Source organism: Streptomyces hilarionis, assembly GCF_024539675.1.
GTDB classification, from domain to species: domain Bacteria; phylum Actinomycetota; class Actinomycetes; order Streptomycetales; family Streptomycetaceae; genus Streptomyces; species Streptomyces hilarionis.
The window spans coordinates 1-21417 of the sequence record NZ_JAHHIT010000034.1 but is presented as its reverse complement, the minus strand read 5'-3'; the positions used below and the strand labels follow the sequence as shown (position 1 = coordinate 21417).

Genomic DNA, 21417 nt, shown 5'->3' with positions numbered 1-21417 from the left:
ATGGCTACCGTCACCGCACCCGCGCCCCGGGTCTCCCTGCCGGGCATCCTCAAACACCGCGCGGTCGCCAAGCTCGCGCTGCTGGCGCTGGCCGCCGCGGTCCTCGTGCCGCTCGCCAACGCCCAGTGGGCCAGCGGCAGCTGGCCCGCCGCCCTCACCGTCGACCTCACCCAGCCCCTGGGCAGGGTCAGCGACTGGATCATCGACAACCGCGACAGCCACCCGCTGTTCCTGTACGGCTTCGGCTACGTCAGCAACGCCGTCGTGCTGTCCGTGCGCGCCGTCTACGTCGTCCTGCTCGCCGCCGGCTGGGCCGGCGTCACCGCCGTCTCCGCCCTGGTCGCCTGGCGGGTCGCCGGCGTGCGGCTCGGCCTCGGCACCGCCGCCGCCTTCCTGACCTGCGGCCTGCTCGGCATGTGGATCCCGACCATGCAGACGCTCGCGCTGATGGTCGTCGCGGTCCTCGTGTCGGTCGCCGTCGGCGCCCTGCTCGGCCTGGCCGCCGGACTGTCGGACCGGATGGACCGCATCCTGCGCCCCGTCCTGGACACCATGCAGGTGCTGCCCGCCTTCGCCTACCTCCTCCCGGTGGTCCTGGTGTTCGGCATCGGCGTGCCCGCGGCCGTCCTCGCCACCGTCGTCTACGCCGCCCCGCCCATGGCCCGGCTCACCGCCCTCGGCCTGCGCGGCGCCGACAAGGAAGTGCTGGAGGCCGTCGAGTCGCTGGGGGCCACCTCCCGCCAGCGCCTGCTGACCGCGCGCATCCCGCTGGCCCGCAAGGAGCTCCTGCTCGGCCTCAACCAGACGATCATGATGGCGCTGTCCATGGCGGTCATAGCCTCCGTGATCGGCGCCGGCGGCCTCGGTGACCGCGTCTACCAGGCGCTCGCCTCGGTCGACGTCGGCGCCGCCCTCGCCGCGGGCATCCCGATCGTCCTCCTCGCCGTCGTCCTGGACCGGGTCACCGGCGCGGCCGGCGACGGCGCGGGCGACCTCGGCGCGCCCACCGGCCCGTCCCGGCGCGCCGGCTGGGCGTACGCGCTCGCCGCCGCCGTGGCCGTGGCGCTCGTCGGCCGGTTCGCCGGCCGCCTCGACTGGCCCGGCTCCTGGACGCTGAACATCGCCGAGCCGGTCAACCGGGCCGTCGACTGGATGACCGACCACCTCTACTCCGGCGTCCCCGTGATCGGCGGCACCGCCGACTGGGCCGGACACTTCACCACCTGGGTCCTCGACCCGCTGCGCGACGGCCTCCAGGCCCTGCCCTGGTGGTCGGTCCTGCTGATCGTCGCCGCGCTCGCCTGGGTCATCGGCACCTGGCGGACCGCGCTCACCGCCGTCCTCGCCATGGCCGCGATCGGCGTGCTCGGCGTGTGGAAGCCCTCGCTCGACACGCTCTCGCAGGTCCTCGCCGCGGTCGCCGTCACCCTCGTCCTGGGCTTCGCGACCGGTATCGCCGCCGCCCGAAGCGACCGCTTCGAACAGTTCCTGCGGCCCGTCCTCGACGTCTTCCAGACGATGCCGCAGTTCGTGTACCTGATCCCGGTCGTCGCGCTGTTCGGCGTCGGCCGCGCGCCCGCCGTGGCCGCCGCGGTCGTCTACGCGCTGCCCGCCGTCGTGCGCATCACCACCCAGGGGCTGCGCCAGGTCGACCCGGCCGCCCTGGAGTCGGCCCGCTCGCTCGGCGCGAGCAGCGGCCAGCAGATCCGCCAGGTGCAGCTCCCGCTGGCCCGCCCGGCCCTGCTGCTCGCCCTCAACCAGGGCGTGGTCCTGGTCCTCGCCGTCGTCATCATCGGCGGCCTGGTCGGCGGTGGCGCCCTCGGCTACGACGTCGTCTTCGGCCTCGCCCAGGGCGACCTCGCCACCGGTCTGGTGGCCGGCGCGGCCATCGTCTGCCTCGGCCTGATGCTCGACCGGGTGACCCAGCCAACCGAACGCCGCGCCAAGAAGGGAGCGTGACATGCGCATCCGTACCACCGCGACCGTCGCCGGCGCCTCCGCGCTGCTCCTGCTGACCGGCTGCGGCGCCGCCGACATGACGAAGCAGGCCTCGCCGTTCGCCAACGCACAGGGCGCCAAGTCCCTGACCCTGTCCGTGCAGTCCTGGGTGGGCGCCCAGGCCAACGTGGCCGTCGCCCAGTACCTCCTGGAACACGAGCTGGGCTACCGCGTGGACACCGTGCAGGTCGACGAGGTGCCCGCCTGGGACGCGCTCAGCCAGGGCCGGGTCGACGCGATCCTGGAGGACTGGGGCCACCCCGACCAGGAGCAGCGCTACGTCAAGGACAAGAAGACGATCACGCCGGGCGGCGGTCTCGGCGTCACCGGTCACATCGGCTGGTTCGTGCCGACGTACTTCGCCAAGCAGCACCCGGACGTCACGAACTGGAAGAACCTCAACAAGTACGCGTCCCAGCTGCGCACCGCGGAGAGCGGCGGCAAGGGCCAGCTCATGGACGGCTCGCCCTCCTACGTCACCAACGACAAGGCGCTGGTGAAGAACCTGAACCTCGACTACCAGGTCGTGTTCGCCGGTTCGGAGGCCGCGCAGATCACCCAGATGCGGCAGTTCGCCAAGGAGAAGAAGCCCTTCCTCACCTACTGGTACTCGCCGCAGTGGCTCTTCAAGAAGGTCCCGATGACCGAGGTGAAGCTGCCCGCCTACAAGGAGGGCTGCGACGCGGACCCGGCGAAGGTCGCCTGCGCCTACCCGCACACCCCGTTGCAGAAGTACCTCAACGCCGACTTCGCGAAGAACGGCGGCAAGGCGGCGGCCTTCCTGAAGAAGTTCAAGTGGACCACCGAGGACCAGAACGAGGTGTCCCTGATGATCGCCGACCAGAAGCTCACGCCCGAGGACGCGGCGAAGAAGTGGGTGGACGGCCACACCTCGACCTGGAAGGCGTGGCTGTCCTGACGGGACCGGCCCCGACGCGACGGTGGCGACGTGACGCCGGTGGCGGTCCTCCTCCCCCCATGCCTCGGGGCCGGGGGGAGGAGGACCGCCACCGGCGTGCGGCCGTCAGCCGGTCCCGGCCGTCGGCGGCGGCGATCAGCGCCCGGGATCGCCCGGACCGCGCTGCGCCGCCGCGCCGAGCGCGGACCTCGCCCGGCCGAGGTCCCGGTCGAGGAGGTTCGCGCGGCTCACGCGTGCTGCCCCGGCGCGTAGTGGCCCGGCACCAGCCGGCAGGTCACGCCGAACCGGTTCCAGGCGTTGATCACCGTGATCGCGGCGATCAGCTGCGCCAGTTCGCGCTCCGCGAAGTGCCGTGCGGCGCGCTCGTAGACCTCGTCGGGCACGAACCCCGACGTCAGCACCGTCACCGCCTCGGTCAGCGCCAGCGCGGCGAGCTCCGCACCCGTGTAGAAGTGCTCGGACTCCTCCCACGCGCTGAGCTGGACGATCCGTTCGACGCTCTCGCCCGCCGCGAGCGCGTCCTTGCTGTGCATGTCGACGCAGAGCGCGCAGCGGTTGATCTGCGAGGCGCGGATCTTCACCAGTTCCAGCAGCTTCGGGTCGAGGCCCTTACGGGCGGCGCCGTCCAGCCGGACCATGGCCTGGTAGACCTCGGGGGCGTGCTCGGCCCAGTGGAGCCGCGGGGTGTGGGCGGGGGCGTAGCGGTCCGGCGCCCCGGCGGTGGCTGCGTTCGTGCTGGTCGTGGTGGGTGTGTCGGTCGTCATGCCTCGACTCTAGGAGTTGTCCGGCCCAGGGGTATGGTCCATTTCCATGGCGAGAACGCGGGCCACTCTGGGCGTCGACCTCCATCTGGAAGCCTCCGGGCCGCGGCTGCGGCGGGGACTGACCGACGCGCTGCGCGAGGCGGTCCGCGGCGGCCGGCTCCCGCCCGGCACCCGCCTGCCCTCCTCCCGCTCCCTCGCCGCCGACCTGGGCGTCGCCCGCAACACGGTCGCCGACGCCTACGCCGACCTCGTCGCCGAGGGCTGGCTGACCGCCCGCCAGGGCTCGGGCACCCGGGTGGCGGACCGGACGGTCGTCCCGCCCGCCGCCGGCGCCACGTCCGGGCGACCCGCACCCCGCGGGCCCGCCCACGACCTGCGTCCCGGCACCCCGGACCTGTCCTCCTTCCCGCGCGCCGAGTGGCTCCGGGCGGCCCGCCGCGCCCTCGCCGCCGCCCCCTCCGAGGCCCTCGGCTACGGCGACCCGCGCGGGCGGCCGGAACTGCGCACCGCGCTGGCCGGCTACCTCGCCCGGGTCCGCGGGGTGCGCGCCGACCCCGGGCGCATCGTGGTGTGCGCCGGGTTCGCGCACGGGCTGAGACTGCTGTGCGCGGCCCTGCGGGGCCGCGGGGCGCGCACGGTCGCCGTCGAGTCCTACGGCCTGGACGAGCACTGGCGGCTGCTGACGGGCGCCGGGCTGACGACGGCCGCGCTGCCCTTCGACGAACGCGGCACGGACACCGGCCGGCTGACGGACGCGGGCGCGGTCCTGCTCACCCCCGCCCACCAGTTCCCGATGGGCGTTCCCCTGCACCCCGACCGGCGGGCCGCCGCCGTGGACTGGGCCCGGCGCACCGGCGGCCTGGTCCTCGAGGACGACTACGACGGCGAGTTCCGCTACGACCGCCAGCCCGTCGGCGCCCTCCAGGGCCTCGACCCCGACCACGTGGTCTATCTGGGCACGGCGAGCAAGTCCCTCGCCCCCGGCCTGCGGCTGGGCTGGATGGTGCTGCCGGCGGGCCTGGTCGGGGAGGTGACGGCGGCCAAGGGCGAGATGGACACCTCCGGGGTCCTCGACCAGCTGACCCTGGCCGAGTTCATCGCGTCCGGCGCGTACGACCGCCATGTCCGGGCCGCCCGCACGCGCTACCGCCGCCGTCGTGACGCGCTGGTCGCGGCGCTGGCCGTCCGCGCCCCGGCGATCCGCGTCACCGGCATCGCGGCCGGTCTGCACGCCGTCCTGCGGCTGCCGCCCGGCACGGTGGGGCCGGTGCTGCGGGCCGCCGCCCACCAGGGTCTGGCCCTCGACGCCCTCACCCCCCGCTACCGGCACGCCGACGCGGTCGCCGAGCCCCTCGACGCCCTGGTCGTGGGATACGGGACGCCGCCGGACCACGCCTGGTCGGGCGCGCTGGAGGCGTTGTGCGCGGTGCTTCCTTTCGGCGAGAACGGCTCCGGAATTCCCTTTCCCGGATAGATTTCCTGCATTTTCCCGGATACAGTCCCACCATGACGAACAGTAATTCCGTGTCCCGTGTCGCCCTCAAGAAGGCCACCCCCGAAGTATCCGCCGCGATGGGCTCCCTGCACGCCGCCGCCGTTTCCGCGGCGCGGGAGGCGAAGGTCGAGCCGGAGATACTGGAACTGGTCAGGACCCGCGCCTCGCAGCTCAACGGCTGCGCCTTCTGCCTCGACATGCACACCAAGGACGCCCGCGCCCAGGGCGAGAGCGAGCAGCGCCTGTACGCGCTGAACGCCTGGCGGGAGACCCCTTTCTTCTCCGAACGGGAGCGGGCCGCACTGGCGTTGACCGAGGCCGTGACCCTGGTGCACGACGGGCAGGTGCCGGACGCGGTCTACGCGCAGGCGGCGGAGGTCTTCGACGACGCGCAGCTGGCGGCGCTGATCTGGGCGGCCACCGTCATCAACGCCTACAACCGGATCGCCATCGCGACACGCATGACGCCGGGCGCCTATCAGCCCGCCGGAAAATAAACGCGGAAAAACGAAAGGCGCGGGCATCGGTGAAATCGGCCGATGCCCGTTCCCGCGTTCCCCCTCTTTTCGGCGACACCTCTACTCGGTAATATCCGGACTCGGCAATATCCGGACTCGGCAATGTCTGCACTCGAAAATACCCGTACTCGGCGATATCGGTGCTCTGCGACGCCGGCACGCCGCGCTACCCGTACCCGTACCCGCCCGGGACCCGGACCCGCCCGTGCCTCTCAGGCGCGGGAGATCGGTTCGCCCAGGGACTCCAGCCACCGGCGCCATTCCGGGGCCCGCACGGCGGGCGCGGAACCGACCGTCCCGACCGTCCCGCCCGCCCAGCCCGTGACGGGCCGGATCCCGTGCAGGGCGTTCACCAGCCACACCTCCCGGTCGTGCAACTCGGCCAGCGCCCGCTCGCGGTGGACGACCCGGATCCCGAGCCGGTGCGCCCGTTCCTGGAGCAGGCCGACCGTCACCCCGGGCAGCACCGGCAGCCGGGGCGGGGGCAGACACAGCGCGTCGCCCTCCCACCACACGACGCTGGCGGTCGCCGCCTCCAGCACCGCGCCCGACGGCGCGACCAGCACCGCCTCCGACGCCCCCTCCTCGGACGCCCGGCGGCGCACCCGGGCCAGCGCGTCCAGGTCGGGCCCCTTGCGGCGCGGCCTGGTCCGCGGGTCCGGCTGGCCCGCCGCCCACACCCGCACGTCCGGCTCCAGCGGCGGCGCCGGCCGCAGCAGCAGCCGCAACTCCAGCGACCCCGCGGCGAGTTCCACGCGCGGGAACCACTCACCGGTGCGCGGCAGCGCGGCCGCCGCGTCCCGCCAGAACTCCAGCAGCCGGCGCAGCGGCGGCCCGCTGCACTCGCCGCAGGCCCGCAGGAACCGCTCCCGGTGCCGCTCCAGGCCGCGCACCCGGCCCTCGCGCACCAGCCACGAGTCCGCGACCAGCAGCCGTCCGCCACCGTCGCCGCAGCGGGGCGTCAGACCCCTGGCCGGCGTCCAGGCCAGCGACTCCTCCAGAACTGCGTGCCGTGTCATCGTCCGCTCCTCTCAGTACTTTCCGCCCGCTGCCGCGGGGGCCCCGCCGCGCGGCCCGTACGGCGCGTGCTCCAGCCACGACCCGCACGACGGCAGCACGGGCGCGAGCGCGGCCGCCGCCCGCTGCCGCAACCGCACGCTCCGGCTGCGCGGCCGCAGATGCTCCAGCGCGCTCCCCGCGGCGGCGCTGTTGAACAGCCCCGCCGCGCGCCGCGCCTCGGCGAACGCCCCGACGGCCCCCGCGGTGCCGGTCGCGACGGCCGCGGCGGCCGCGGCGGCGTCGGCGATCCCGCTGTTCATGCCGCGCGCGCCGAACGGCGGGAAGAGGTGCGCCGCCTCGCCGACGAGCAGCACCCGCCGGTGGGCGTCCGTGAACGAGTCGGCGACCAGACGCTGGAAACGGTAGGTCGACACCCACAGGATCCGGTCGGCGTACCCCTCGCCGACGACCGCCGGGAGCCAGCGCCGCACCGCCTCCTCGGTGCCGAACGCCTCCTGCGCGTCGTCGTCGCGGCACTGAAGATCGACCTGGAAGCCCCCGGTGAACGGCACCCGCATCACGCTGCGGCCGCCCACCCCCGGATGCTCGTAGTGGAAGACCCGCTCCAGCGGCAGCTCGCCGCCCGGCACGTCGGCCACGTCCACGACCGTGTGGAAGCCCTCGCCCCGGACGCCCTCCATGGCGATGCCCAGGGCGCGCCGCACCGCCGAACGGGCCCCGTCGGCGGCGATGACGTGCCCGGCGCGCCACTCCCGCCCGTCCTCGCCGCTCAGCACGACCCCGCCCGGCGCGGCGCTCACGCCGTTCACCCGCGCGCCCCACTCGAAGGCGACCCCGGCCCGCTCGCAGGCGCCGCGCAGGAACCGCTCGGTGTCCGCCTGGCGCAGGCTGGTGAACGGCGGGAGCGCGGGGCGGGGGCCGGAGGGCGGCGGGACGGTGCGCGCGTACACCTCACGCCCGCGGTACAGGGTCCGCCGGGTGCGCCAGGTCCGGCCGAAGGCCGTGATCTGCGCGGCGAGGCCCGGCCGCATCCCGTCGAGCAGCCGGAGCGTCTCGCGGTGCACGAACAGGGCGCGGCTGCCCGGCCGCGCGCGGTCCTCGGCGTCCGCCTCCAGCAGCAGCACCGGCAGTCCGTGCCCGCGCAGGGCGAGCGCCGCCGACAGCCCGACGGGGCCCGCGCCCACGACGACGACCGGGTTCACGCGCGCCCGCCCGAGGGCCTCGCGGCCAGCATGCGGGTGATCTCCACCCGCTTGACCTTCCAGGTCGCCGTCATCGGCAGCTCCTCGAACCGCCACTGCCGGGGCTCGGCCATCGCGGGCAGGTCGGCCGTGGCCGCCCGCCAGCGCTCCGGGTCGAGGGGCCGCTCGCCGCGCACGCACACCACCGGCACCGGTTCCCGGTCCGCGCCGGCCACGACGACCACCTCGCGCAGTTCCTCCAGCCGCTCCATCAGGGCGTCCTCGATCTCCAGGTTGCTGTGCACCGCGTCGATCCGGTCGGCCTCGCGGTCGATCAGACGCAGCGCGCCCAGCCGGCTCACGCAGCCCAGGTCGCCCATCTGCCACCAGCCGCCGTCGAGCTGGCGCTCGTACTGCTCGTGCGCGCCGAGGTAGGTGAGGACGCGTCCCCGGGTGCGGGCCTCGATCCGGCCGGGCGTGCCCGGCGGCACCCGCCGTCCCTCGGCGTCGGTGATCCGCACCCGGGTGAAGCCGGGGATGCCGATGCCGACCCGGCGGCCGTCCGCGCGCCCGGCGCTGCGCCGCGTGAACCACCGGAAGGCGACCGGACCGGTCTCGCTCTGCCCGTACAGCTGGATCAGCCGGGGCGCGCGGCGCGTCGACGCGTCCAGGAGCCGGCGCACCGTGCGCGGGTGGATCGCGTCGAACGTGGAGCCGTACGACGTCACCCGGGACAGCGGGGCGCCGGGCGCGTCGGCCAGCTCCTCCCACAGCACGAAGGTGTTGGGATGGGTCTCGACGATGCCGGGGCGGTGGCGGGCCAGCAGCGGTCCGACGGCCGCCGGGTCCGGGTCGGTGATCAGCACGAGCGGGCTGCCGAACCGCAGCAGCACGCCGAGCAGGTGGTAGAAGCGCGAGTGCACGAACGACATGTGCAGCGCGGCCGTCTCACGGCGGGTGGGCCAGCCCATCGCCTGCTGCGGCACGAGCCGGTTCCACATCGCGTGCGGGCAGTGCACGGCCAGCTTGGGCACGCCGGTGGTGCCCGAGCTGTGGGTGATGAGGGCGGGTTCTCGCGGGTTCGGCCGCACGGGCGTGGGCGGTTCCGCGCCGGCGTACCGCCCCAGCGTCTCGGCGCCGGGCGCGTCGTCCACGGACAGGATCCGCCGCACGGACGGGGCGAGCCCGCGCAGCGGCCCCTCCAGCCTGGCCCGGTCGGTGATCAGCCAGGGCCGGTCGAGGCGTTCGAGCAACTGCGCCACGACCGCCGGGGCCAGGCCGGGGGAGAGCAGCGCGGGCACCGCGCCGATCCGGGATATCGCGCAGGTCAGCAGCATGATGTCGACGTTGTCCGTCTTGTGGACGGCCACCCGCTCCGCGGGCCGTACCCCGGCCGCCCACAGCCGGCCCGACAGCTCCTCCACCAGGTCGGCCAGCGTCCGGTAGTCCAGGTGGACGCCCAGCGAGGGGTGGGTGTCCAGCGGCCGGTCCAGGGTGACGAAGACGGCTCCGTGCCGGTCGGCGGCCCGCCGGAACAGCGGGCCCAGGTAGAACCCGCGGCCGGCGAGCAGGGGGTGCTGCGACATGTGGCTGTTCCTCTCGGACGGACGCTCGGACGACGGGGCCCCCGGCACGGTCACCACGCGCCCCGGCGGACCAGGTGGCGCCGGAGCTTTCCGGTGGCGGTGCGCGGCAGGGACGTCACGCAGGAGACGCTTCTGGGCACCTTGAAGGCGGCGAGGCGGTCCCGCGCCAGGGCGACGAGCTCCGCCTCCAGGGCGGCGGCGGAGACGGCGCCGGCGGGCACGACGAAGGCGCGCAGCCTGCCGGAGCCCCCCGCGTCCGGGACCGCGGCGACCGCGACCTCCCGCACCGCCGGATGGGCCCGCAGGACGGCCTCCACCTCCAGCGGGGAGACGGTGATCCCGCCGGCCATCTCCATGTCGTCGGCGCGGCCCAGATGGCGGTAGGCGCCGTCCGGTTCGCGGCGGGCCCGGTCGTGGGTGGCCAGCCAGCCGCCGGCCAGGGTCCGCTCGGTCTCCTCGGGCCGGTTCAGGTAGCCGCGCGTCACCGTCGGCCCGCGCACCCACATCTCGCCCTCCGCGCCGTCGGGCACCGGTCGTCCGGCCCGGTCGCGCAGCTCCACCTCGAAGCCGGGCACGGGTCGCCCGACGGTGCCGGGCCGGTGGTGGCCCAGGCCGTTGGCGCAGAAGGCGTGGCCTGCCTCGGTGGAGCCGATCTGCTCCAGCACGGGCGCGCCGAGCAGGTCGGCGACCCGGGCCCCGACGTCGTCCGGCAGGCCCTCGCCCGCCGACACCGCCGCGCGCACCGAGGCGAAGCAGGCCGTGTGCCCGCTGCCCCGGTCGGCGACCAGCGCTGCGTACGCCGAGGGCACCGAGTACAGCAGGGTGACGCGGTGCCGGGCGACGAGTTCGTCGACGGCGGCGGGCGACGGACGCCGGTCCACCAGCACGGCGCTGGAGCCGGAGAAGAGCGGGAAGACGAAGGCGTTGCCGAAGCCGTAGGCGAAGTACAGCTTCGACACCGACAGGGTGACGTCCGCCTCGGTGACGCGCAGCAGCCGCCGGCCGATGAGGTCGTGGTACGTCTTCGGGTCGCCGTGCGTATGCACGACCCCTTTCGGCCGGCCCGTGGTGCCCGAGGTGTACTGCACGTACAGCGGCGTGTGCGCGTCGACCGGGTGGGCGCGGGCCGGCCGGGCCGTCGGGGCGAGCGCGAGGAGCTGGTCGGCGCCGAGCCGGACCCGGTCGGAGAAACGATCCTCCAGGCCGGGTCCCGTCACGCACAGCACGACCTGCGCGTCCTCGGCCATGAACGCGTGGTCCGCGGCGGGCAGTTCGGGGTTGACCAGGACGGCCACCGCCCCGAGCCGGGCCGTGCCGAGGAAGGCCGCGACCCAGGCGATGCCGTCGGGCAGCGCCAGGAGCACCCGGTCGCCGGGCCGCACCCCGTGCTCGGCGAGCACCCGGCCCGCCCGCGCCCCGAGGTCGTGCACCTCGCCGTGGGTCCAGAACCGGTGTCCCTCGTGGAACGCCGGCCGCGCGCCCCACCCGCGCCGCTCGGCGAGTGCGGCCAGATACGCGGCGACGTTGCCGGGGGCGGTGGAGTCGTCGGCGACCGCCCTCGGCCGCGGCACCCCCGCGACGGGGGTGACGACCGGGCCGGCCCCGGGCGTGCGCGAGGCCGTCATCGCGCGGCCCGCTTCCCGGCGGCGGCGACGGGCCCCGGGTCGGCGTCCGCGGCGGGCTCGCGCAGGGCGTGCATCTGCGCGGCCGTCTTCAGCAGCATCTCGTCGTACTCCGCGGCCGGATCCGAGTCCAGGACGATCGCGCCCCCGGCCCCCAGCCGCAGCTCACCGTCGGCCATGACGGCGGTGCGGATGACGATGTTGAGGTCCGCGCCGCCGCTGCATCCCAGGTAGCCGAGGGCTCCCGCGTACACGCCGCGGGCCTCGGTCTCCAGCTCGTCGATGATCTCCATCGTGCGCAGCTTGGGCGCGCCCGTCATCGAGCCGCCGGGGAAGCAGGCGCGCACGCAGTCCACCGCGTCCACGCCCTCGCGCAGCCGTCCCTCGACGGTGGAGACGAGCTGGTGCACGGTCGCGTACGTCTCGGTCGCCATGAGCCGGGAGACCCGCACGGTGCCGGTACGGCACACCCGTCCGAGGTCGTTGCGGAGCAGGTCGACGATCATCAGGTTCTCGGCGCGGGTCTTGGCGTCCGCGGCGAGCGCGTCCCGCAGCCGGGCGTCCTCCGCCTCCCCGGCGCCGCGCGGCGCGGTGCCCTTGATGGGCTTGGCCTCGGCGACGCCGTCCCGGGTGATCCGCAGGAAGCGCTCCGGCGAGGAGCAGGCCACGTCGAGGTCGCCGAACCTGAGGAAGGCCGCGTAGGGGGCGGGGTTGACGCGGCGCAGCGCCCGGTAGAAGGCGTACGCGTCGTCCGGTGCGGGTAAACGCGCCGCGTCGGTCAGGCAGATCTCGTAGCTGGTGCCCGCGACGAGCTCCCGCCGGCAGGCCGCGATGTCCGCGAGGTAGGTCTCCCGGTCGCGCACCAGCCACGGTTCGGCCCCCCTGAGCGCGTCCGGGGCGTCGGGTCCGGACGGGACCGGGGCGGCGACGGGGCGCTGCTCCGCGCCGCGAGGGCCGGTGAGGGCGGTGAGCGCGGCCGCGGCGGAGGCGAGCAGCGTGGTCCGGCCGGCGAGGCCGGTCGGGGCGGCGGCCCGCTGGGCCGGGGCCGCGGCCCGCGGGGCGCGGCGGGCACGGGCGGGCTCGGCCGGCAGCGCGGCCAGCGCGCTCAGGGTGCTCTCCAGCCAGTCCGCGGCCTCCCGCCCGGCCTGCGGGGTGTCCTCGGCCACGCAGACGGCGTAGGTGTACCCCTCCTGGTGGTCCACCGCGACGAGCCGGTCGGCGAACAGCCAGCAGGCGTCCGGGGTGGGGGAGCGGTGCCGGTTGGGGGAGCCGCAGTCGGCCTTCGTCTCGTAGCCGAAGTAGCCGACGTACCCGCCGGTGAAGTCGAACGGCAGCCCGGTGGCGTCCACCCGGCGGGCGGCCAGCTGCCGCTTGAGGTAGTCGAAGACGCTCGCCCCGACCTTGCGCGTGGGCCGCCCGGCGCGCTCGATCTCGCAGCGGCCGGCTTCGACGTCGTAGCGGACGAACTCGGCGAGCGGCCCGCTGTCGTCGCCGAGGAACGAGAACCGCGAGAGCCCCTCCTCCACCCGCGAGCTGTCCAGCCAGAACGCCCGCGGCGATTCGGCGTACAGCCGCGTGAACGCGGCCTGCGCGTCGATCGCCTCGGCGATGCGGCGGGTGTGCAGGCGGTGGGCGGGACGGCGGGGCCGGGGGACCGGGGAGGTGCGCGGGAAGGCCGTCGGCGAGGGCACCGCCGTGTTCTTGGTGCGCGGCCTGCGGGCCCGCTCGGCCGTCAGGTTGCGGAAGTTGACGAGCATCCGGTGGCCGTACTCGGTCAGCACCGACTCGGGATGGAACTGCACGCCCCACAGGGGCCGTTCGCGGTGCCTCAGCCCCATCAGGACGCCGTCCTCCGCCCAGGCCGTGGCCTCCAGCGAGTCGGGCAGCGGCTCGCGCACGGCCAGCGAGTGGTAGCGGACCGCGGTGAAGTTCTGCGGCAGCCCCTGGAACAGGTCCCGCCCGTCGTGGCGGACGCTGGACAGATGACCGTGCCGCGGCTCGGGCGCGGCGGCCACCCGGGCGCCCTCCCCGTGTGCGATGCCCTGGTGGCCGAGGCAGACGCCGAGCACCGGCACCGGGGCCTCGGCGAGCACCCGGGCGCTGATGCCGAAGTCCCGAGCTCGCGAGGGGTGCCCGGGTCCGGGGGACACCACCACGTTGTCGAAGGCCGCGAGGTCCACGACGGCGTCCGCGGGGGCGTCGTTGAGGACCACCACCGGCTCCTCGCCGTTCACCTCGGCGATCAGCTGGAACAGGTTGTACGTGTACGAGTCGTAATTGTCGATGAGCAGGGTCTTCACCCGCCCACCTCCCTAGGGTCGTTCATTCGGCTCACGCGGTGCGGCGTTTATGCCGTCCGCGCAGCGCCTGGAGCGGTGGATACAGCCATTTCTTGAAGAAACGCTGAAGGCGGGGCATGAGAATCCAGGTGACAAGGGCCGTCACACACAGGCAGAGCACCAGGGTGCGAACAATCGGATTCAGTCCGCCGAGATAGGGGAGGGCGATCAGATTGAAAAGGAGCACCGGTGGGAAAACCGCGCTCATATTCACGAACCACAGTTTCCACTTGGACGGCGGGGCCGGCGTCCTCGGCGCGAGGGTCTGGGAGTCGAACCAGGCCTTGGAGCCCGGCACGCTCCTGCGGTCGGTCTGCCGGGCGATGCCCAGCGCTTGTTCGTCCCACCGCACCTTGGCCGTCGAGTCCTCCCAGGCACGGGCCGTCCCGTCGCTTTCGAAGCGATAGACCACATGCCATTCCGCCTCTCCGTCGACAAGGACACCCCCTCCCAGAAAACCGGGTTGCTGCGCGCTCGCGCCCAGCATGGCCCACCCCCAGGAATGGAAGTCGGCCTCTCGGCCCGGCACCACTCGATATGCGGCGGTGACGGTGACGGGATTACTGGTCACACCGACGAGTACGCGGGAGAGAGCGCTTGCGTTCACAGGATCTTCAAACCCGTGCAACTGTGCGGACTGTCCCAAAAGCGGCTTTGGGCAGGGCTCGTCACGCGAAGGTTCGGCCGGCTGTACGAAAGGGGCCGAAAAGAAAAGGGCCGCCCGTGCGGCCGGTTCACCGGCGCGCGGACGGCCGCGGTCACGGGCCGCCCGTCACGCGCCGCCCGTCACGGTGCGGGCGGCGACGACTCGGGCGCCTCTCCGAACCGGGCCAGCGCCAACGCGCCCGCGACGGCGACCGCGAACCCCAGCACGGCCAGCCAGGCCAGCCCCTCCCGGGTGCGGTCCCCCAGCCACACCACCCCGACCAGCGCCGGTCCGATCGTCTCCCCGATCACTATCCCGGCGGTCGCCGTCGTCACCGACCCCCGCTGGAGGGCCGTGGTCAGCAACAGGAACGCGGCCCCGCCGCCCAGCAGCAGGGCGTACAGGGCGGGATCGGTGAGCAGGTCCACGGGGGACAGCGAGTCGATCAGCCGCACCGACACCTCCACCACCCCGAACCCGCAGCCGGCGCCGAGACCCAGCGTCAGCGCCCGGCCCCGCTCGGGCAGCCGCCCGGCGACCAGCCCCAGCAGCAGCACCACGACCGCCGCGCCGAGCATCGCCCAGGGCAGGGCCGCCGGCCCGCTCTCGTCGCCCTCGGCGCCGGAGGCCAGCCCCAGCATCCCGAGCCCCGCGCACACCACCGCCACGGCCGCCCACTCGGTCCGGCTCAGCCGCACGTGCAGCAGCCGCGCGGCGACCACCGCCGTCACCGCGAGGCTCGACGCGAGGGCCGCGCCCACGGCGTAGATCGGCACCGAGCGCAGCGCGACGATCTGGAAGACGAACCCCAGCCCGTCCAGCCCCAGGCCCGCCACGTACCGCCACTGGCGCACCGCGCGCAGCAGCAGCGCCGCGTCACCCGCCGGGCCCCGCCCGTCGCCTCCCTCGGCGGCGGCCGCCCGCGCCGCCACCGCCTGCAACACCGTCGCCGCACCGAAGCAGACCGCCGCGCCGAGGGCGCACACCATTCCGAAGAGCACGAGGAGGACTGTAGGCGAGCGGCCCGCCCCCGGCCCGCCCGCGCCCGCCCTCCCCGCGGTTGTCTAGGCTGTCGGCCGGAAATCGCCGTAGGGGCGATCCGACACGGGGAGAGACGGACATGGCGGACATACGGCGGCGGTTGCGTTCGGGCACGGTGGTGCTGGGCGGCGTGAGCCTGCTGGCCACGGCCCTCACCGCCTGCTCCTCCGACCCGGACAAGCGCTGCGTCGACCGGGACAGCTACACCCGCGGCAAGGGCTACAAGGTCGTCGCCGACAAGAACTGCAAGTCCGGTTCGACCTCGCACGCCGTCTGGTACTACGGCGGCAGCAAGAAGGGCTCCTACGTCGGGGGCGGCTCCCTGTCCAAGTCCGGCAAGGGCTCGGGCGGTTCGAGCGGCGGCGGCTCAGGCGGCGGAGTCGACCGCGGCGGCTTCGGCGGCGGCCACGAGGGCGGCTCGGGCGGCTGAGCGACCGGCAGGACGCCGGACGACCCGGACGACCCGACCGAGCGGCTGAAGAGGACACCGTCACCATGCGACGCCACACCGTCGAACCCCGCCCCGACTGGCAGCGGATCGTCGAGGAGCAGGGGCTCGTCTACCCGCTCACCCGGCATCCCGACGGCGTGCTGCGCCCCTACTGGGACGAGAGCGCCTACTACGCCTTCACCCTCGACGAGGTCGAGGCGCTCGAGGAGACCGTCGAGGAACTGCACGCCATGTGCCTGGCGGCGGCCGCCCGTCTCGTCGACGCCGACCGCCTCGCCGACCTCGGCATCACCGACCCGCGCGTCGCCGCGGCGGTCGCCGAGGCCTGGCGGCGGCGCGCCGAACTCCCCTCCGTCTACGGCAGGTTCGACCTCCACTACGACGGCGCCGGCCCGGCGAAACTCCTGGAGTACAACGCCGACACGCCCACCTCCCTGGTGGAGGCCGCCTCCCCCCAGTGGTTCTGGATGGAGGACCGCTTCCCCGGCGCCGACCAGTGGAACTCCCTGCACGAACGCCTCGTCGACGCCTGGCGCAGACAGGCCGCCCTGCTGCCGCCGGGCAGCCCGCTGCACTTCGCGCACTCCGCTGCCGACGAACTCGGCGAGGACCTCATGACGGTCGCCTACCTCAAGGAGACGGCGCAGCAGGCCGGGCTGGACACCGACTGGACGTCGATGGAGGAGATCGGCTGGGACCCGCTGTCCGGCCGCTTCGTCGACGGCGGACTCCGCTTCATCCGCAGCTGCTTCAAGCTCTACCCCTGGGAGTGGCTCACCACCGACCGCTTCGCCGGACACGTCCTGGACACCCTCGACAACGGCGGCGGCACCGGCACGACGATGTGGATCGAGCCCGCCTGGAAGATGCTCCTGAGCAACAAGGCGCTGCTGGCCGTCCTGTGGGAGCTGTACCCCGGCCACCCCAACCTGCTGCCCGCCTACCTCGACGGCCCGCGCGAGCTGGCCGCCACCACCGGCTACGTCGCCAAGCCCCTGCTGGGCCGCGAGGGCGCCGGCGTCACGATCCACGACAAGGGCGCGGCACCCGTCGTGCGCGACGACGAGCCCTGCTGCTACCAGCAGCTCGCCCCGCTCCCCTCCTTCGACGGCAACCACGTCGTCCTCGGCGCGTGGGTCGTGGACGAGGAGCCCGCCGGCCTCGGCATCCGCGAGTCCTCGGGCCTGATCACCGACGAGTACGCCCGCTTCGTCCCGCACGTGATCCTCTGACCGGCACCCGGTAGGCTGGCGAGCGGGTCGTGACTGGCGCGCTGGGATGGGACGGACCATCGGGGAGCGGCCCGTGAGCAGCATGAGTGCCGTGCGCCTGGGCCGAACCGAACTCGCCGTACGCCACGTCCGGAGGTCCCGATGCCCGAGAATCCCGCACCCCTGTCCACCGAGTCCACCGCCTTCCGCGCCGCCCTCGACGTGATCCGCGCCGTGGAGCCGCGCGTCGCCGACGCCATCGGCCAGGAGGTCCACGACCAGCGCGAGATGCTCAAGCTGATCGCCTCCGAGAACTACGCCTCCCCGGCCACCCTCCTCGCGATGGGCAACTGGTTCAGCGACAAGTACGCCGAGGGCACCGTCGGCCGCCGCTTCTACGCCGGCTGCCGCAACGTCGACACCGTCGAGTCGCTGGCCGCCGAGCACGCCCGCGAGCTGTTCGGCGCCCGCCACGCCTACGTCCAGCCGCACTCCGGGATCGACGCCAACCTGGTCGCCTTCTGGGCCGTCCTCGCCGACCGCGTCGAGGCCCCCTTCCTGGCCGAGGCCGGCGCCCGCCAGGTCAACGACCTCACCGACGCCGACTGGGCCACGCTGCGCCAGGCCTTCGGCAACCAGCGCATGCTCGGCATGTCCCTGGACGCCGGCGGCCACCTCACCCACGGCTTCCGCCCGAACATCTCCGGCAAGATGTTCGACCAGCGCTCCTACGGCACCGACCCGGCGACCGGCCTGATCGACTACGAGGCGCTGCGCACCTCGGCGCGCGAGTTCAAGCCGATGATCATCGTCGCGGGCTACTCGGCGTACCCCCGGCTGGTGAACTTCCGGATCATGCGCGAGATCGCCGACGAGGTCGGCGCGACCCTCATGGTCGACATGGCCCACTTCGCGGGCCTGGTCGCCGGCAAGGTCCTCACCGGCGACTTCGACCCGGTCCCGCACGCCCAGATCGTCACCACCACCACCCACAAGTCGCTGCGCGGCCCGCGCGGCGGCATGGTCCTGTGCGACGACTCCCTCAAGGACCAGGTCGACCGCGGCTGCCCGATGGTCCTCGGCGGCCCGCTCCCGCACGTCATGGCCGCCAAGGCCGTCGCCCTCGCCGAGGCCCGGCAGCCGTCCTTCCAGGACTACGCGCGGCGCATCGTGGACAACTCCCGCGCGCTGGCCGAGGGCCTGATGCGCCGGGGCGCGACCCTGGTCACCGGCGGCACGGACAACCACCTCAACCTGATCGACGTCGCCTCCTCCTACGGCCTCACCGGCCGCCAGGCCGAGGCCGCGCTGCTCGACTCGGGCATCGTCACCAACCGCAACGCGATCCCCGCCGACCCCAACGGCGCCTGGTACACCTCCGGCGTCCGCGTCGGCACCCCGGCGCTGACCACCCGCGGCCTCGGCACGGCGGAGATGGACGAGGTGGCGGGCCTGATGGACCGCGTCCTGACCACCGCCGAGCCGGGCGTCACGAAGTCGGGCGCCCGGTCCAAGGCCTCCCACGTCCTGGACCAGAAGGTCGCCGACGAGATCTCCCGCCGGGCCACCGACCTGGTGGCGGGCTTCCCGCTGTACCCCGAGATCGACCTCGGCTGACCGACGCGGTCCCGGGCCGCCCCGCAGGGGAGCGGCCCGGGACGCGTTCCGGCCGCTCCCCGCCCTCTGCGACAATGTCGGCATGGCCTCAGACCGACCCCGCGTGCTCTCCGGAATCCAGCCCACCGCAGGCTCGTTCCACCTCGGCAACTACCTCGGCGCCGTCCGCCAGTGGGTGGCCCTCCAGGAGACCCACGACGCGTTCTACATGGTCGTCGACCTGCACGCGATCACGGTCCCGCAGGACCCGAAGGAGCTCACCGCGAACACGCGGCTGGCCGCCGCGCAGCTCCTCGCGGCCGGGCTCGACCCCGAGCGCTGCACGCTGTTCGTCCAGAGCCACGTCCCCGAGCACGCCCAGCTCGCCTGGGTGATGAACTGCCTCACCGGCTTCGGCGAGGCCAGCCGCATGACGCAGTTCAAGGACAAGTCCGCCCGGCAGGGCGCCGACCGCGCGAGCGTCGGCCTGTTCACGTACCCGATCCTCCAGGTCGCCGACATCCTGCTGTACCAGGCCGACGAGGTGCCCGTCGGCGAGGACCAGCGCCAGCACATCGAGCTCACCCGCGACCTCGCCGAGCGCTTCAACGGCCGCTACGGCGCCACCTTCACGGTCCCCAAGCCGTACATCCCGAAGGAGACGGGCAAGATCTACGACCTTCAGGACCCGTCGATCAAGATGAGCAAGTCGGCGTCCACGCCGAAGGGCCTGATCAACCTGCTCGACGACCCGAAGGCGACCGCGAAGAAGGTCAGGAGCGCGGTCACGGACACCGACACGGTGATCCGCTACGACGCCGAGAACAAGCCGGGCGTCAGCAACCTGCTGGGCATCTACTCGACCCTCACGGGCACCGGCGTGGCGGAGCTGGAGCGGCAGTACGAGGGCAAGCTGTACGGCGCGCTGAAGACGGACCTCGCCGAGGTCGTCGTCGACTTCGTGACGCCGTTCCGGGACCGCACGCAGCAGTACCTGGACGACCCCGAGACGCTCGACTCGCTCCTCGCCAAGGGCGCGGAGAAGGCCCGCGCGGTCGCCGCGGAGACGCTCTCGCGGACGTACGAGAGGGTCGGCTTCCTGCCCGCGAAGCACTGACGGCGCGCGGAGGCGCCGGGGGCGCGCCGCACACCTGTTCCTCCGGGCAGAGCGCTGCACATCACTTCCCCTGCGCCTGCCCAGAGCACAGCCGTGGCCGTACAGTCGATAGCCGTACGACCGCGTGCGCGTCCGGCGCGCCACCCCGCCGGCACGACACGACGACCTGACGACATGACGACGGAACGACAGGAGAAGACGTGGGGACCGTAACGATCGGCGTGTCGATCGCGGTCCCGGAGCCTCACGGCAGCCTGCTCCAGGAGCGGCGCACAGGCTTCGGCGACGCCGCGGCTCACGGCATCCCCACCCACGTCACGCTGCTGCCGCCGACCGAGGTCGAGGCGGGCGCGCTGCCGGCCGTCGAGGCGCACCTCGCCGCGGTCGCCGCGGCCGGCCGGCCCTTCCCGATGCGGCTGTCCGGCACCGGCACCTTCCGGCCGCTGTCGCCGGTGGTGTACCTGAGGGTGGTCGAGGGCGCCGAGACCTGCGCCTGGCTCCAGCAGCGCATCCGGGACGCCTCCGGGCCCCTGGTGCGCGAGCTCCAGTTCCCCTACCACCCCCACGTCACCGTCGCGCACGGCATCGACGAGGCGGCGATGGACCGGGCGTTCGAGGAGCTCGCCGGTTACGAGGCCGCCTGGCCCTGCACCGGGTTCGCCCTCGCCGAACAGGGCGCCGACGGCGTCTGGCGCAAGCTGCGCGAGTACCCCTTCGGCGGCACGGTGGTGCCCCCGCAGGCCGGCCGCCTGGACCGCGGCTCACTGCCGACGCGCTAGGTGTATTGACCCGCAGCGTTGTTGACGCGGCTGATGGGCGGGTGTCCGTCCAGCGCGGTGTGGCAGCGATGGTGGTTGTACGTGTGGATGAAGTCTGTCAGGGCTTCGGTCCGCTCGGTGTTCGAGGTGTAGGGCCGCTGGTAGGCCCATTCGTCGAGCAGGGTGCGATTGAAGCGTTCGACCTTGCCGTTGGTCTGCGGCCGGTAGGCACGCGTGAGCCTGCCGGTCGCGCCGAGCTCGTTGAGGGCGTCTTTCCAGGCCAGGCCCTTTCGATAGGCCCAGGCGTTGTCGGTCAGGACGCGCTCGATGCGGGTGATGCCATGTAAGTGGAAGAACGCGGCCGCGCGGGTGAGGAAGCCCGCGCAGGTCGCGACCTTCTCGTCGGGGTGGATCTCGCTGTAGGCGAGGCGTGAGTGGTCGTCGACGGCGGAGTGGACGTAGTCGAAGCCCATGCTGCTGCGGGTGGCCCGGCCGGCCTGGCGGCCCAGCGTTCTGTGGCCGCCGCCGTCGGGGATCCGGCCGAGCTTCTTCACGTCGACATGGATGAGTTCGCCGGGTCGCTCGCGTTCGTAGCGGCGGATCACGACTCCGGTCGGGCGATCCAGCCAGGCCAGGCGGTTCAGCCGGTGCCGGGTCAGGATCCGGTGGACCGTCGATGCGGGCAGGCCCAGGATCGGGCCGATCCGTGCGGGGCCGAGTTTGCGGGTCTGCCGCAGCTCGCAGACCTGCTCTTCCATCGCGGCCGCGGTCCGGTGCGGGGTTGTGCGTGGCCTGCTGGAACGATCGTGGAGTCCTGCATCGCCTTCGGCCTGCCAGCGGCGAACCCATTTGTGGGCCGTGGGCCGGGATATCCCCATCTCCGCGGCGACGTGCGCGACCGGACGCCCGGACAGAACACGCTCGATGAGGATCCGCCTGCCGTGAACGGTCAGCCGGGCATTACGGTGGGGCACGAAGACCTCCGTGCGTGGTGTGGAGCCTAGACACCTCCACCACACCGGAGGTCTTCGCCATGATCAAGACCTACCGAGTGTCAACAACGCTCGTGATCAATACAGCTAGGGCGTGTTTCGAAAGTAGCGTCGTCCGCCCGGAGGGCGGGCCCGGCGGCGTCTGGTGCGTGCGATCGCAAGG

At 73.7% G+C, this 21417-nt stretch carries 18 protein-coding genes and 1 riboswitch; of the genes, 9 read left to right on the top strand and 9 right to left on the bottom strand.

Translation table 11 applies throughout. The features are described 5' to 3' along the window. Both KMS84_RS05095 and KMS84_RS05090 read left to right on the top strand, forming a co-directional pair. Positions 1–1959, top strand: a complete 1959-nt coding sequence (locus KMS84_RS05095) for an ABC transporter permease (RefSeq protein WP_256914817.1) — start codon at positions 1–3, stop codon at positions 1957–1959. A 1-nt stretch (position 1960) separates the two neighbouring features. Next, positions 1961–2917 (top strand): ABC transporter substrate-binding protein, encoded by a 957-nt coding sequence (locus KMS84_RS05090; protein WP_256914816.1) that lies wholly within the window; start codon positions 1961–1963, stop codon positions 2915–2917. Between the two features lie 227 nt (positions 2918–3144). Here KMS84_RS05090 and KMS84_RS05085 read toward each other — a convergent pair whose 3' ends face one another. Beyond that, positions 3145–3681, bottom strand: coding sequence for a carboxymuconolactone decarboxylase family protein (locus tag KMS84_RS05085; RefSeq protein WP_256914815.1), 537 nt, complete (start codon positions 3679–3681; stop codon positions 3145–3147). Positions 3682–3727: 46 nt separating this feature from the next. Between KMS84_RS05085 and pdxR the strand changes: the two genes are divergently transcribed. Continuing rightward, positions 3728–5155 carry a MocR-like pyridoxine biosynthesis transcription factor PdxR gene (gene pdxR, locus KMS84_RS05080; RefSeq protein WP_256914814.1) on the top strand — a complete coding sequence of 476 codons (1428 nt, stop codon included), beginning with the start codon at positions 3728–3730 and terminating at the stop codon, positions 5153–5155. A gap of 32 nt (positions 5156–5187) precedes the next feature. Beyond that, entirely contained in the window at positions 5188–5673 is a 486-nt protein-coding gene (locus tag KMS84_RS05075; protein ID WP_256914813.1) for a carboxymuconolactone decarboxylase family protein, read from the top strand. Positions 5674–5906: 233 nt separating this feature from the next. On the opposite strand, the gene KMS84_RS05070 is transcribed toward KMS84_RS05075, so the two are convergent. The 7 genes from KMS84_RS05070 to KMS84_RS05040 form a co-directional block, all read right to left on the bottom strand. Further along, positions 5907–6713 (bottom strand): aminotransferase class IV, encoded by an 807-nt coding sequence (locus tag KMS84_RS05070; protein WP_256914812.1) that lies wholly within the window; start codon positions 6711–6713, stop codon positions 5907–5909. Positions 6714–6725: 12 nt separating this feature from the next. Next, entirely contained in the window at positions 6726–7916 is a 1191-nt protein-coding gene (locus tag KMS84_RS05065; protein ID WP_256914811.1) for an FAD-dependent monooxygenase, read from the bottom strand. After that, the gene (locus KMS84_RS05060; protein WP_256914810.1) at positions 7913–9481 is read right to left on the bottom strand and encodes a class I adenylate-forming enzyme family protein; all 1569 of its coding nucleotides are present in this window, start codon (positions 9479–9481) and stop codon (positions 7913–7915) included. Before KMS84_RS05060 ends, KMS84_RS05065 begins: the two co-directional genes overlap by 4 nt. A gap of 50 nt (positions 9482–9531) precedes the next feature. Further along, positions 9532–11106, bottom strand: coding sequence for a benzoate-CoA ligase family protein (locus KMS84_RS05055; protein ID WP_256914809.1), 1575 nt, complete (start codon positions 11104–11106; stop codon positions 9532–9534). Then, a complete protein-coding gene (gene pabB / locus KMS84_RS05050) occupies positions 11103–13403 on the bottom strand; it encodes an aminodeoxychorismate synthase component I (protein WP_256914808.1) in 2301 nt (766 codons plus the stop codon). The genes KMS84_RS05055 and pabB overlap by 4 nt, the downstream gene beginning before the upstream one ends. Positions 13404–13434: 31 nt before the next feature. Continuing rightward, entirely contained in the window at positions 13435–14013 is a 579-nt protein-coding gene (locus KMS84_RS05045; protein WP_256914807.1) for an antibiotic biosynthesis monooxygenase, read from the bottom strand. 215 nt (positions 14014–14228) lie between these two features. Next, positions 14229–15077: a DMT family protein gene (locus KMS84_RS05040; RefSeq protein WP_256914835.1), complete on the bottom strand. Its 849-nt coding sequence runs from the start codon at positions 15075–15077 to the stop codon at positions 14229–14231. A gap of 131 nt (positions 15078–15208) precedes the next feature. Between KMS84_RS05040 and KMS84_RS05035 the strand changes: the two genes are divergently transcribed. From KMS84_RS05035 to KMS84_RS05015, 5 genes are all read left to right on the top strand, one after another. Further along, positions 15209–15559, top strand: a complete 351-nt coding sequence (locus KMS84_RS05035) for a hypothetical protein (RefSeq protein ID WP_256914806.1) — start codon at positions 15209–15211, stop codon at positions 15557–15559. Positions 15560–15624: 65 nt separating this feature from the next. Continuing rightward, positions 15625–16812 (top strand): glutathionylspermidine synthase family protein, encoded by a 1188-nt coding sequence (locus KMS84_RS05030; protein ID WP_256914805.1) that lies wholly within the window; start codon positions 15625–15627, stop codon positions 16810–16812. Positions 16813–16831: 19 nt separating this feature from the next. Then, a riboswitch (ZMP/ZTP riboswitch) is annotated at positions 16832–16922 on the top strand. 31 nt (positions 16923–16953) lie between these two features. Beyond that, a complete protein-coding gene (locus tag KMS84_RS05025) occupies positions 16954–18408 on the top strand; it encodes a glycine hydroxymethyltransferase (protein WP_256914804.1) in 1455 nt (484 codons plus the stop codon). Between the two features lie 82 nt (positions 18409–18490). Then, positions 18491–19504 carry a tryptophan--tRNA ligase gene (gene trpS, locus KMS84_RS05020; protein WP_256914803.1) on the top strand — a complete coding sequence of 338 codons (1014 nt, stop codon included), beginning with the start codon at positions 18491–18493 and terminating at the stop codon, positions 19502–19504. A gap of 200 nt (positions 19505–19704) precedes the next feature. Then, positions 19705–20283: a 2'-5' RNA ligase family protein gene (locus KMS84_RS05015; RefSeq protein ID WP_256914802.1), complete on the top strand. Its 579-nt coding sequence runs from the start codon at positions 19705–19707 to the stop codon at positions 20281–20283. On the opposite strand, the gene KMS84_RS05010 is transcribed toward KMS84_RS05015, so the two are convergent. Beyond that, on the bottom strand, positions 20280–21236 hold the full coding sequence (locus KMS84_RS05010; protein ID WP_256914801.1) for an IS481 family transposase: 957 nt from the start codon (positions 21234–21236) through the stop codon (positions 20280–20282). The genes KMS84_RS05015 and KMS84_RS05010 overlap by 4 nt on opposite strands. Between the last annotated feature and the right edge of the window lie 181 nt (positions 21237–21417).